The organism is Comamonas sp. BIGb0152, from assembly GCF_024809975.1.
In the GTDB taxonomy this organism is placed as follows: Bacteria; Pseudomonadota; Gammaproteobacteria; order Burkholderiales; family Burkholderiaceae_C; genus Comamonas.
This window is the reverse complement of record NZ_JANUDY010000004.1, coordinates 148,754-161,360: the sequence shown is the minus strand read 5'-3', so window position 1 is coordinate 161,360 and position 12,607 is coordinate 148,754. Positions and strand designations below refer to the sequence as shown.

11 protein-coding genes are annotated in these 12,607 nt (G+C 56.5%); all 11 read left to right on the top strand.

Features of this window, described 5'->3' with window-relative positions; translation table 11 throughout:
• The first annotated feature begins 23 nt into the window (after positions 1-23).
• The 11 genes from M2375_RS09775 to M2375_RS09725 all read left to right on the top strand — a co-directional run bounded on the left by M2375_RS09775 (position 24) and on the right by M2375_RS09725 (position 12,566).
• Positions 24-1,133, top strand: a complete 1,110-nt coding sequence (locus tag M2375_RS09775) for an ABC transporter substrate-binding protein (RefSeq protein WP_259165558.1) — start codon at positions 24-26, stop codon at positions 1,131-1,133.
• Positions 1,130-2,017, top strand: coding sequence for an NAD(P)H-binding protein (locus tag M2375_RS09770; protein WP_259165557.1), 888 nt, complete (start codon positions 1,130-1,132; stop codon positions 2,015-2,017). The genes M2375_RS09775 and M2375_RS09770 overlap by 4 nt, the downstream gene beginning before the upstream one ends.
• A 496-nt stretch (positions 2,018-2,513) precedes the next feature.
• Complete coding sequence (locus tag M2375_RS09765) at positions 2,514-3,476, top strand: hypothetical protein (protein WP_259165556.1); 963 nt, start codon at positions 2,514-2,516, stop codon at positions 3,474-3,476.
• A 281-nt stretch (positions 3,477-3,757) separates the two neighbouring features.
• Positions 3,758-5,182, top strand: a complete 1,425-nt coding sequence (locus M2375_RS09760; protein WP_259165555.1) for a restriction endonuclease — start codon at positions 3,758-3,760, stop codon at positions 5,180-5,182.
• An 81-nt stretch (positions 5,183-5,263) separates the two neighbouring features.
• A complete protein-coding gene (locus M2375_RS09755; RefSeq protein ID WP_259165554.1) occupies positions 5,264-6,199 on the top strand; it encodes a hypothetical protein in 936 nt (311 codons plus the stop codon).
• 502 nt (positions 6,200-6,701) lie between these two features.
• Entirely contained in the window at positions 6,702-7,574 is an 873-nt protein-coding gene (locus tag M2375_RS09750) for an alpha/beta hydrolase (RefSeq protein WP_259165553.1), read from the top strand.
• Between the two features lie 300 nt (positions 7,575-7,874).
• Positions 7,875-8,000 carry a hypothetical protein gene (locus tag M2375_RS09745; RefSeq protein WP_259165552.1) on the top strand — a complete coding sequence of 42 codons (126 nt, stop codon included), beginning with the start codon at positions 7,875-7,877 and terminating at the stop codon, positions 7,998-8,000.
• A 78-nt stretch (positions 8,001-8,078) separates the two neighbouring features.
• Complete coding sequence (locus M2375_RS09740) at positions 8,079-8,651, top strand: hypothetical protein (RefSeq protein ID WP_259165550.1); 573 nt, start codon at positions 8,079-8,081, stop codon at positions 8,649-8,651.
• Between the two features lie 109 nt (positions 8,652-8,760).
• Positions 8,761-9,345, top strand: coding sequence for a TetR/AcrR family transcriptional regulator (locus M2375_RS09735; protein WP_259165549.1), 585 nt, complete (start codon positions 8,761-8,763; stop codon positions 9,343-9,345).
• Positions 9,346-9,435: 90 nt separating this feature from the next.
• Entirely contained in the window at positions 9,436-9,927 is a 492-nt protein-coding gene (locus M2375_RS09730) for a hypothetical protein (protein ID WP_259165548.1), read from the top strand.
• A gap of 236 nt (positions 9,928-10,163) precedes the next feature.
• Positions 10,164-12,566 (top strand): glucose/quinate/shikimate family membrane-bound PQQ-dependent dehydrogenase, encoded by a 2,403-nt coding sequence (locus M2375_RS09725; protein WP_259165546.1) that lies wholly within the window; start codon positions 10,164-10,166, stop codon positions 12,564-12,566.
• Positions 12,567-12,607: the final 41 nt, after the last annotated feature.

The following is a 12,607-nucleotide window of genomic DNA, read 5'->3' as shown; positions in this document are numbered from 1 at the left end:
TCCCTTTCCACCAGGAGAAACCCATGACAAGCGCTTCCAACATTCCCAACGAGCAAGCTGCACAAGCCGCACAACCCAGCTCGCTCTGGTACACCCGCTGCCCTGTTCCATCCCCACTGGGCATTGCCGCGCAGCAAGGCTGGCTGCAGCAGGCCTTTGCGGCGCTGGGCATTGGGGTCGAATCCATCTTTGACTCCAAGGACCGCAAGGTGCGCGAGAGCCATTTTGACCACAGCCTGCCCTGGTCCTTCCGCCAGGGCGGCAATATTCCGCCTATCTGGGCGCGGGCCAAAGGCAGCGATACGCGCTTGGTGGCCATTACCTGGACGGACGAGTTCCAGGCGTTGGTGACCTTGCCGGGCCGGGGCATCGACAAGCCCGAGGACCTGGCGGGCAAGCGCTTTGGCGTGCCCCATCGCGTCAATGACCTGATCGACTTCCACCGCGCCACCGCCCTCAAGGGCCTGGTCTCGGGCCTGTCCTTGGTGGGCCTGCAGCACAGCGATGTGCAGCTGGTGGACCTGGTGATTGAGGAGTCGGTGATCCAGCAGCATGGCACGCCCAGCCTCTTTGGCCTGCGCCGCCGCCACCCGTATTTCCGCGAGGCGGACGCCTTGGTGCGCGGCGAGGTCGATGCGATCTTTGTCAAAGGCGCCGAGGGCCTCTTGGTGGCCAACCTGATCGGCGCGCAGCTGGTCAGCGAATTTGGCCGCCACCCTGACCCGCGTGTGCGCATCAACAATGGCACGCCCCGCACCTTGACGGTGGACGCCGCCCTGGCCGAGCAGCGCCCGGACCTGGTGCTGGCGCTGCTGCGCGTGGTGCAGCGCGCCGGCCGCTGGGCCGAGGCCCATCCCGACGAGACCCTGCGCTTTGTGGCCCGCGAGATCGCCACCAGCGAAGAGGCCATCCTGGCCTCCAACGGCGCCGATGTCCACCGCCATCTGGGCATCAGCCTGGAGCCCGAGCTGGTCGATGCGATCGGCTACTTCAAGGACTTTTTGCTGGAATGGGGCTTTTTGCCGGCCGATTTCTCGGTCGCCGACTGGGTGGATGCCCGGCCGCTGAACCGCTTGCTGGCCGAGAATGCGCCCGCGCAAAGCGCGGCGCAGCCAGAGGCGCTGCGCGCATGAGTGCGAACCAGCATCCCCGCGTGCTGGTCTGCGGCGCCAGCGGGCGCCTGGGCCAGCTGCTGGTGCCGCGCCTGCTGGCCCGGCAAGCGCGACCCCGGGTGCTGGTGCGCCAGGCGGCCACCGCGCAGGCGCTCTGGGGCGATACGGTTGAGATAGCGCAGGGCAGTTTTGAGGACGCTGCGGCCCTGGGCCAGGCCCTCGTTGGCATTGAGCGGCTGTTCCTGCTCTCTCCGATCAGCCCGGCGCTGGCCGAGCAGCAGCTGCGCGTGGTGGCGGCCGCGCGCACTGCCGGTGTGCAACACGTCGTCAAGCTCTCCGGCTCGGACTGGACCATTGATCCACCCGGCCGTTCGTTGTCCGGCGATGCCCATGGCCGCATCGAGGAAGGCCTGCAGGCCAGTGGCATCCCCCACACCGTGCTGCGCCCCAATGCCTGGATGCAGGTGGGCCTGTCGCGCATCGCAGGCGAACTGCGCAGCGGCGATGTGCTCCGCTCCCAGCACCTGGGCGCAGGTGTCTCCTACATCGATGCCCGCGACATTGCCGATGTGGCCGTGGAGGCGCTGCTGAACCCCGAAGCCGCCCAGCTACGCCTGGGCGCATCCGGCCCCTGGGTGCTGACCGGCAGCCAGGCACTGCGCCCGCAAAAGCTGGCCGAGATCGCATCACGCCTGCTGGGCCGGCCCATCACCGCTTCTGCGCCTGTGGCCGCCCCCGTCACCGACCCGTTTATCGCGCAAGTGCATGGCGAGTTTTTTGCGCTGATGCGCGCGGGGCATGCGGCTGCGGTGACTGCGACGGTGCGCCAGGTGCTGGGGCGTGAGGCGCGGACGGTGGAGGGGTTTTTGGGGGAGGAGCTCAGCGCACTGGCCGTGGCAGCCTGAGGGATTGAACGCGGACGGTCTCGGGCGATCCGCTGCGTTGTCTGTCTAGCTTGCCAATAGCTGGCTATTGACTGCAAACGACGCCTTGTGGGCCTAGGGCGTCGTGTGGATGGCGACTAGATGCCAGGAACCCTGCGAAAGATCTACCCATGGTGGGCGCTTACCCGTGTGCGTGGTTGCTCAAACGGTATGGCTGTCGTATGGGCCAGTGCGCGCAGCTGGCCGGGATGGGGCCTGGTGGTGCCCTGCGTGCGTCGGTTGAACTCAGAGCCAGCAGCAGCTATTTGATCAGGGCTTTTTGTGGTCAACACGGGCTGCAATATGGAAGTTGTTGGCTTTACTAAAAAATAGCCTTGCGATTGTTTGCTCACATTTTTACGGATAGATTCATTTCTTCAAAAGCGATAACCGCTTTTCGGTTGTCATCTAAATACGGTTGGGCGTCAAAGTCCAACCGTCAGAATGTGAGTCAGTGAAGTTAAAAGTGAGGGGTGATATGAGATCTCAGCTATCCGTATGTGTGCTTTGTATCTGTTTGGCACTGGTTGGTTGTAAGAAAAGCCTAAGCTCGGAAGAGCAGGCACAGGTGCAAGCGCTACGTACTGAGCTTGATGCCTCCAAGCAGGAGGTCTCGGCGACCGAATTGCAGAACGCCAAGTTCAGCGGTGGGCTCGTGAAGGCGCTGATCGCACTACGTCTGGAAACGCTCAAAACCAATGAAGCCCTGATCCAGCAACGAATCCATGCCATTGAATCCGGGGCTAAGGTGACCATCGAGACCGTCGCTTCCAAGGCTGACCTCGAACGCGCAAAAATGCTGGAAGAGGAGATGATGAAGCAGGAGCTCAAGGTTTCGGAGGCAGAGGCAAAAGCAAACCTTTACTCTGGTGGCCTTGCAGGAACCATGGCAGTCATGGGTGCCGCTACTGAGCGAAACAGCCTTGCGATGCTTCGTCAGCAATACTTGGTTGCTAAATATGGGCTTGCATCGCCACAGCTTGGCGCTTTAAGCCCAAACGTCAGCAGTCAAACCTCGGAGTCTTCACCAAAAGCGGGAGTGCCTGAAGCAACTCCAACAGCCGCAGATAGAGACTTGCGTGAACAAATATTGGAAGTCACGCTTCTGAAGAAAAAATACGCCAAGCAGGACTATCAAGATTACGTATTTTTCGATATTTCGTTTAACCCAATAGGTCTTGATAAGCCTGCAAGAGCCATCAAAGGTGTGCTCATCTTCACAGACTTATTTGGTGAGCAAAAATTCGCACTCAATTGGACAATTGAAAAGCCTGTAAGCGTAGGCGTGGCGCACGTCGAGAAGGGATCAGGATTTAGATTCAACCAATTTATTGAATCTCACCAATGGGTTAGAAACGCGGAGCAAGACAATATGAAACTGAAGTTCCGCGTCGACAGCATCATCTATCAAGACGGAACCTCGCGGGCTTTTAACGAGTGATGTCCGACTAAGCAGCCAAACTTAACAGCCCAACCGAAGACTGCTATGGGGTGAACACATGGTCGGTCTGCAATAGTCGCAGATCGGCCAGTAACAGTCATTCCAATATTGGCCTTTGATCCCTCACAACAAGCTGCAATCTCGAAATTTTTAGGGTTGCCTAAACAGGTTTATTTGTAATTGCTCACTCTCGAAATTGCAGATACATTCATTTTTATAAAAACGACGAACTTTTGTTGCTTGTCGTCTAAATTTAGTTAGCTGTTTCCACGGACAAACCCATGCTCGATTTTAAAGAGTTGAATAAAGATGGAAAAGATTTCGAACTACTAATTAGGGAGTTGCTTTTTTCAAAAGGATACAAAGTTTACTGGAGTGGTGTCGGCCCCGATGGAGGGAGAGATCTTGTGTGTGTGGAGGAACGCCAAAGCTTCTTCGCACCCGACAAAAAAAGATGGCTTATTCAATGCAAGCATAACGCGCATAGCGGGAAGTCCGTCAGCGTAGAAGATCTTGATGACATAGTAGATTCATGTACACAGCATGATGCCGCAGGTTTTATACTTGCTTGCTCGACGCAGCCATCATCTGCTGTGGTGAATCGGCTTGAGGCAATAACGAAAAATCCCAAAAACGACATAACAGCAATCTATTGGGATTATGTGTTTATTGAACAGGCGCTCTCTTGTGCCAGTTTGTGGCGTATCGCACAGAGATTCTTCCCAATATCGGCGGAGTCTGCAACTTGGAAGGTATATGCCACCGAGAACCCTAATCACTGGGTTGTCAATTACAAAGGTTATTACTTTCACCTCGCCAACAGAATTGGTTCATATCACGAGCATCACTTCGATTCTATTAGTCAGAGAATTTCTGAAATAGAATCATTGGCAATGCCAGAGAAGCACTTTATTCGTGTTAGATCGATATATTACGACGACAAGAATGGGGGCTATACATGGTATTTGGATTACATGTATCCAAATGGTGAGTCGCCTCGCTACAGCTCTGCACAAATTAAGCACTATCTAGGCGATGGTTATGCATTGGAAGATGGTCAATGCTATTCGTTTGATGTGAAGCTGCGCGCCTACCTACAATTCAGTGATCACTATGACCCCGATCATTATGATTACTACACGCCTTACATGCATTCTTATCTGTATGGCGCGGAGCGTGAAAGCAATTGGGATGATCATGAAGAAGCCTACAAATCAGATGAAGAACTAAAAGAGAGGCTCAACGCGAGCAAAGACGCATTGTTTGACAGGCTTGTTGCGAAGTTTTCTGAAATAGGCTTCTTGCGCCTAGTGAGGGCATCCAACGCCAGGGTGGAAGATCTAGATAAATTTCACCTACAGAGAAGTTGGTCAGATCTAATATCATCCCTTGATATAGAGACAGATCGCTTCTTCTCTGCATGGTTTTTGTTTGACGTGCAAAGAGTTGATAAACTTCATCAGCTGATATCCTATATACCCCAGCATGTCTTATACAGTTTCAGGCTTACAAGGGCCTACATTTATCTACCCGAAGACAACGACAGAAGCAGGCTTGACTCAGACGAAGACGAGTACCTATTTGAACTCACAATGTCGATACATCCGGCGGAGCTTTCCAACAAGTTCACCGCACGTGAAAAGCTAAACGAGTATTTTGAGCTCGCCATACAAGGTATCGGTGCCTTCCAAGCAAACAACAGCTAACAGATCGTTCCAGCGGACCACCAAAAGCTGTGCTTTTGCCGTCCGCTGAACTCCACGTTAGCTTTCAAATGAGGATCTGCGATGTATTTCGATGTAAATTCGAAAAGAGTTGATAGCCCAATGTATAAACTCATTATGTATTTAAACAAGTACGAACCAGAAATTCTGGATGATGATAGTATTCATTTTCTCTTTAAAAATTTAAAAACGCACTTTAAAAAACTATTCTATACAGTTGCCTATATTAGTAAAATTCAAAAAGATAGTGATTTTATTAAAAATTACGATCAAACTTCGGTTGTTAGCATAAGTTCCGTTGAATATTGCTATTATAAAATTAGCACAATTTTTGATATTGCGTATCAAATAGCAGACAAGCTAATTTTTCCTAGCAAGAAAGAAGGCAATAGGTACGAATTTTTGGAAAGACAATTTGAGGTTTATTCAAATAAACTCATTGCCTTGCAGTTGGATTGGTATAAAAGTCTTAATAAAATTAGGAATAGAATAGTTCACGGCGGGATCACAGTTAATCCTTTCTATGTGAATGATGAAAATGTGGAAAATAGAATATGTTTTCAGGCCTACAATTCTAACTTAGATGATTTGATTAATCCTCATTATATGTACTCTAACCAGTACAACAATAACATCAACTTTGCTGACAATTATTTTGTCTTTCATACACATCTTTTATATTCTTACCTCACCGATTTTTTTGAATTTGTTCTGGCAGAATTTAGTAAAGATAAAATTCATGATGTAAAAAACTTAAGCCTTGATGACCTGCCTTATGAGTTTTTTGAAAGAGATCAGAAAACGTGGTTGCTTTCGGAAGTGGATACATTTGCTGAAATTACCAAGAAAATGATAGCTCTACAGTTAGCTGATGGGGATTTACATCACATTAATCAGGTGAAATCAGAAGATATTGAAAATTTTTTCCATAACTTCCCATTCACTATGATGACTAGAATTAGTCAAGGTGACTGGGTCTTGGCAGAGAATGAAAGCTAACAAGGAAAATTGACACGGACGCTTCGCTGTCGCGCAGCGCCGGTTATTTGCGCCGTTAGCAACTGTCTGCTTCGGGTCGATAGCCCCACTTCAACCCATGCCAAAGCGGTTATTCGGCCTACGTAAGTTTCCGGTGACAGCTGAGAGGCTTAGAACGTCGCTTCAACGGACACTGGTGGAAATGACTGCATTTGGGTAGCCGCACTGTTTGCTACTCATGCGTCGAACAACAGCAAGCAGCCTGAAGCAGTTGCCGCTGGCAGGGAGTTCCGCACATTCAAAGGCATCGTGAAGTCGGCCGGTGTCCAACAAAGTTGTTAGAGCCGATTTCAACAAACCCTTGGCGCGCTTTCCGGTTTTTGCTGAACAGGATGTGCCGATTCCCGGCTATTGGGTCCATGAGTTTTTGCAGTCGCGCCAAGTTGGAGTACGCAGATGAATCCAAAAGGCGTTTAGTGGCGTATAGGGTTACATGCCCATTTCTTCTAAACTTTCCACCCCCATGAACCGCCGCCTAAGCCTCATGGGCATCGGTTCCGCCATCGCAGCGCTACTGTCCGGCTGTTCTGGTGCCCAGGTACTCGACCACCTGGTGGCCCATGACACCTACCACGGCCCCACGGGTGTGCGCTATGGGCCCGATCCACGGCATTTGCTGGATGTGTACCAGCCAGCGACAGGCACGGTGCCCGGCAATGCGCCAGTGGTGCTCTTTTTTTATGGCGGCAACTGGACGAGTGGCGAGCGGGCCGAGTACCGATTCGTCGGCGAAGCGCTGGCAGCCAACGGCATCATCGCTGTGGTGGCCGACTACCGGCTGAGCCCCCAGGTGCAGTACGACGGCTTGCTGGGCGATTGCGCATTGGCCCTGCAGTGGACCTTGGCGCATGCAGCCAGCCTGGGTGGCGACCCGGCGCGGGTGATGGTGATGGGCCATTCCGCCGGGGCTTACAACGCCGCCATGCTGGCTTTGGACCCGCGTTGGCTGGCGCCTTTGGGCCTGACACCCGATCGGCTTGCGGGCTGGATTGGGCTGGCTGGGCCCTACGACTTTTTGCCGATTGTGGACCCCCAGGTGCAGGTGGCTTTTGGTTGGCCGCACACCCCTGCCGATTCCCAGCCGATCTTCTACGCCAACGCCAAGGCCCCCCGCAGCTTGCTGCTGGCCGCACGCAATGACAAGGTCGTTGATACGCAGCGCAACACCGTCGGCCTGGCAAACCGCTTGCGGGCTGCCGGTACCGACGTGGATATGCGGATCTTTGACCACCTCAGCCACGTGACGACCGTTGCCGCGCTGGCTCGGCCGCTGGACTGGCTAGCCCCGGTACTGCCGACCGTGGTGGACTTTGTGCGTGGGGATCCGAAACGTTAGCAAGGACCCATCAAGTGATAGCAGCCGTGGCCGGATGTGTCGCGACTGCAAGTTCGCTTTGCAGAGGGTTCCAAGGATGATCCATCGTGGCGGAGCCGCAGGATGACTGGCTGCTGGCGCTAACATGGCGCTTTCGGCCAGAACCGGCCTTCCGCCATTACCGCGCAACGGTGCCAGCCAGCGCTGCTGTCTACCGCTTCCATGAATCATCTCTACACACACCCGTACCAGGGCAGGTTTGGCAATGGCCTGGCCAAGCTGCTCAATTCACGTCGCTTTGCCACGTATCGGCGAGCCTTCATGTCTCGTCTGCCCTTCATGACCTTGGACAGCGATGTGGTGGATGTGGTCTATATGAATTGGCTGGTGGACGAAGCCCTGGCCGCTCCGTTTGCCCCAGCGGGCGCGCGCCTCTGGTCTTACTAGGGGCTCACCCCTCTGACGGTGCTGACCTATCGGCATGGCCATTTTGGTCCTCGGTGGATGGGTCCCTTGAGGCGCGTTATGCCTTCGCCGTTGCAGAGCAACTGGCGCCTGTACCTGGCAGAGCCGCTGTCTGATGCGCCGCCCATTCCCACCGTCGCCTTTGTCTACAACGTGATGGACAGCCTGGCCCATGTGGCCGGGGCGCGCCTGTTCAGTGATGCCTTGCCGTCCCATTGGCCAGCCCGCTTCGATTTCCGCGTGACTCCCGATGAGGCCATCGTCGACATTGCGCCCGGCAATGGAAGCGCGCCAAGATTGGCGGCCAGGGCACTGCGGGCAGCGGACGCCGTTTTGTCACCCCCTTGGTCCGAGATGTTCAATGGCTGGTCGGATGCGATCGTTCGCCTGGCCTCTCAGCACGCCGCTGTGGTGGAGGTTCCGACAGCGGACGGCGCCCCTGGCATGTCGGCATTGGCGACGATTGACTTGCCGGTGGATGTTGCCTCGGTGGAGCCCTTGCTGCTGGACACGCAAACCTTGGACTGTCCTTTGCTTCAGAGGCTGGATGCGGACCCGGAGGCCCTGTGCTTTCTGCTGCCAAGCGTACGCTTCTCTGCCTTGTCCGAACGGCTATTACGCGCATCTGCCTGAGGCAGGCCCACTGAGGCAAGCGTGGTTCGCCCCTCAAAAACCGGGCGCTTGACGCCAACCAACCAACTAGTAGAATGGCTCATCTCCGAAAGCGCTACCCATTGACCCGATGACTGTTGAACTCTCCCCTCGCGCCACTGAATTGGCGGAACACGCCCGGCAATTGCTGGCAGCTGGCGGCTACAACGGCTTCAGCTATGCGGATCTCTCTGAAAAGGTAGGGATAGGCAAGGCCAGCATCCACCACCATTTCCCCAGCAAGGCGGACTTGGTGTTGACGGTGGTGCAACGGCACCGGCAGCAATCTGTGGAGGGCTTGGCAGCGATGCAGCAGCATTTGGGCGATGACCCACAAGCCCAATTGAACGCTTACGTCGATTACTGGGCGCGATGCATACGCGACGGTTCATCGACGATGTGCATCTGCGCGATGCTGGCCGCGGAAGCGCCGATGATCCCGCCGGAAATTGCGGCTGAAGTGCGCGGCTATTTCCAGGATCTGAGCGAGTGGCTGGCAGCGGTCATCTCGCAAGGCCAGGCCAAAGCGCAGTTCAAGCCAGAAGTGAGTGCGCCGGTAGAAGCGCTCGCATTGATGTCCACCGTGCACGGCGCCATGCTGACGGCCCGCGCATTGGATGATCCCGATGCTTTTCAGACGATCGTGCGCACGGCGATACATCGACTGGCAGCTTGAAGGATGGCCCGATCACTCAGGTTGTCGGGCCCTCTATTTTTTATCCTTGTAACCAATCAACTAGTCGGTTGTTTTTAGAAATACCACCCTATGCCACATCCCATTTCCACGCTTGGCGCATTCCATACCGTTATCAGTCTGGTGCCGCTCGCGGCGGGCTTGTACAGCTTCATCCGCTACCGCGCCATTGACCCGGCCAAGCGGTCGGGTCAGTTGTACCTGGTCAGCATGCTTCTCACCGTGCTCACCTCGTTCGGCTTGTCCAGCACAGGGGGTTTCAATGCCGGCCATGCCTTGGGCATTCTGGCGCTTTTGGTGATGGGTGGGGCATTGCTCATTCGGCAGCTGCCGCTACTCCCACGCCTGGTTCCCTACCTTTCGCAGTTCGGCTTTTCGTTCAGCTTCTTTCTGCTGTTGGTCCCTGCCATCGGCGAAACCTTGACGCGTCTGCCCGTCGCCCATCCCTTGGCCACCGGCCCTGAATCACCTTTGGTTCGCGGCACGGTGCTCGCGTGGCTGGCCATTTTTATGGTGGGAGCGGGATGGCAAATGTGGTGGATGCGGTCGCAACGCAAGCGCTGAATAGACAGCGCATTTTTTGTCTTGCGATCGCCAGACCTCCCGCTGGGACCGCCATACTTCCCGCGCCCAGACCGGAAAAGACAGCATTTGGCTGACAGACAACGCCATGGCCTGGTGCTGCAATAGTTGCCGACTCATCCAATTCAGCGGCCCAGAGACTCGTAGGCTTAGCGACTGCTCCAATGGGTAGAAGTCTTCCGTTCAACCTTGGGCCCAATGGCCTGAAAGTGGAAGCAATGACGCAATCGCATGGCAAACCCATCGCTAGAAACATAACGGTAGCGATCCTGGTCCTGGTGACCTTGTTTTTAGTGGGGGGTGGGGGATGGCTAATCACGCTGGGTGGCTCGGCCTACTACCTGGTCGCCGGTCTGGTGCTGGCCATCATCACCTGGCTGTATGCGCGTGACCGCGTGGCAAGCCTGTGGCTGTATGCGGTGCTGCTGTTGGCCACGATCGCATGGGGCATCTGGGAGTCGGGGACGGATTTCTGGGCGCTTACGCCGCGACTGGATATCTGGTTTGTGCTGGGGCTGTGGCTGGTGTTGCCTTGGGCGAGCCGGCGGCTGAGCCAAAGCACGGCGGCGAAATCGCTGCTGTCTCTCGGTCTGGTAGCGGTGCTCGCTGTGCTGGGTCTCAGCTGGTTCAACGATCCGCAAGAAGTCAATGGCACGCTTGCGCGCGCGCCGTCTTCACAGCGCACGCCAGTGGCGGGCGTGGCAGAGGGCGACTGGCCGGCTTATGGGCGCACCCAGGCCGGTGTGCGGTTCTCGCCGCTGGCGCAGATCAACGACAGCAATGTGAACAAGCTCCAGCTGGCCTGGAAGTACCAGACGGGCGACTTCAAGGGCGACGACGACTCGGGCGAAACCACGGCGGAGCTGACCCCTATCAAGGTGGGCAACCGCATGTTTATCTGCACCACGCACCAGTTCCTCGATGCGCTGGACCCCGCAACCGGCAAGCGCCTGTGGCGTTTTGATCCGCAGCTGAAAGCCGACCGCACCTTCCAGCATCTGACCTGCCGAGGCGTGTCTTACTACGACAGCGCCAACGCGGAGGCCAACAGCGCCAGCGTGCAAAAGAACCTGACCCAGGCCTCTGCCGAGTGTCCCCGCAAGGTGATCCTGCCGGTGAACGATGGGCGCCTTTTTGCAGTGAACCCGGACACCGGCAAGCCTTGCAGCGATTTTGGCAACAATGGCCAAGTCGATCTGCAGGCCAATATGCCGTTTCCCTACCGTGGCGGCTACAACCCGACGTCACCCCCGGTGGTGACCGGCTCGACCATCGTGATTGGCGGCTCGATCACCGACAACCTTTCCAACTCGGAGCCCTCGGGCGTGATCCGGGGCTATGACGTCAACACGGGCGCGCTGCGCTGGGTGTTCGATACCGGCGCCGAGGACCCGAACCAGATGCCAGGCGACAAGGGCGAGTTCGTGCACAACTCCCCCAATGCCTGGGCGCCGCTGGCCTATGACGCCCAGACCGATATCGTCTACGTGCCGACCGGCGTGGGCACGCCCGATATCTGGGGCGGCGACCGGACCGCGCTGAAAGAGCGCTATGCCAACTCGATGCTGGCCTTGGATGCCAGCACCGGCAAGCTGGTCTGGAACTTCCAGACGACCCACCATGACCTCTGGGACATGGATGTGCCGGCGCAGCCCTCGCTGGTGGACCTCAAGCGCCCGGATGGCACGACGGTGCCCGCTATTTATGTGTTGACCAAGACCGGGCAGCTGTTCGTTCTTGATCGGCGCAGTGGCGAAGCCATCTTGCCGGTGACCGAAAAACCGGTGCCGCAGAGCGTGAAGCGCGGCCCGCAAACCAAGGGCGAGCACTACGCGCCGACGCAGCCCTTCTCGCCCTTGAACATGGGCCCGCACGAGAATTTGACGGACAAGAACATGTGGGGCGCCACCATGTTCGACCAGCTGATGTGTCGCGTGATCTTCCACCGTCTCAACTACGAAGGCATCTACACGCCGCCGTCGGAGAATGGCACCTTGGTCTTTCCGGGCAACCTCGGGGTATTTGAATGGGGCGGCATGTCCGTGGACAGCGACCGCCAGATTGCATTCATGAATCCCTTGGGTCTGCCCTTTGTCTCGCGCTTGATCCCTGCGGACCCGAACCGCCCGCGCACGGAGAAAGGCGCAGGTACCGAGCAAGGCGTGCAGCCCATGTACGGCACACCGTATGGGGTGGAACTCAATGCCTTTTTGTCGCCGCTGGGCCTGCCCTGCAAGGAGCCCGCATGGATGACCGTCGCGGGTGTGGATCTCGCTACCCATGAAGTCGTGTGGAGAAAGCGCGTGGGCACCATCCGCGACAGCCTCCCCAAACTCATGCAGCTGCCGCCCATCAAGACGGGTGTGCCCGGCTTGGGTGGCCTGATCTCCACCGGTGGCAATCTGATGTTTATCGGTGCGACGCAAGACAACTACCTGCGCGCCTTCAACGCCAGCAACGGCGATCTGCTCTGGCAGGCGCGCTTGCCAGCCGGCGGCCAGGCCACTCCTATGACTTACGACATTGGCGGCAAGCAGTACGTGGTCATCATGGCCGGCGGGCATGGCTCTTTCGGCACCAAGATGGGCGATTCGCTGATGGCCTATGCGCTGCCGGATTGATGCGGAGACGACGGGATAGCGTGCTGTGCCGCACTAGGAGC

Bases quoted from the DNA above. Each gene is read 5' to 3' on its own strand.
- M2375_RS09760 (WP_259165555.1), top strand. From the start codon at position 3,758: ATGCTCGATTTTAAAGAGTTGAATAAAGATGGAAAAGATTTCGAACTA.
- M2375_RS09730 (WP_259165548.1), top strand. From the start codon at position 9,436: ATGCCACATCCCATTTCCACGCTTGGCGCATTCCATACCGTTATCAGT.
- M2375_RS09765 (WP_259165556.1), top strand. From the start codon at position 2,514: ATGAGATCTCAGCTATCCGTATGTGTGCTTTGTATCTGTTTGGCACTG.
- M2375_RS09725 (WP_259165546.1), top strand. From the start codon at position 10,164: ATGACGCAATCGCATGGCAAACCCATCGCTAGAAACATAACGGTAGCG.
- M2375_RS09770 (WP_259165557.1), top strand. From the start codon at position 1,130: ATGAGTGCGAACCAGCATCCCCGCGTGCTGGTCTGCGGCGCCAGCGGG.
- M2375_RS09735 (WP_259165549.1), top strand. From the start codon at position 8,761: ATGACTGTTGAACTCTCCCCTCGCGCCACTGAATTGGCGGAACACGCC.
- M2375_RS09775 (WP_259165558.1), top strand. From the start codon at position 24: ATGACAAGCGCTTCCAACATTCCCAACGAGCAAGCTGCACAAGCCGCA.
- M2375_RS09740 (WP_259165550.1), top strand. From the start codon at position 8,079: ATGCCTTCGCCGTTGCAGAGCAACTGGCGCCTGTACCTGGCAGAGCCG.
- M2375_RS09755 (WP_259165554.1), top strand. From the start codon at position 5,264: ATGTATTTCGATGTAAATTCGAAAAGAGTTGATAGCCCAATGTATAAA.
- M2375_RS09750 (WP_259165553.1), top strand. From the start codon at position 6,702: ATGAACCGCCGCCTAAGCCTCATGGGCATCGGTTCCGCCATCGCAGCG.
- M2375_RS09745 (WP_259165552.1), top strand. From the start codon at position 7,875: ATGTCTCGTCTGCCCTTCATGACCTTGGACAGCGATGTGGTGGATGTG.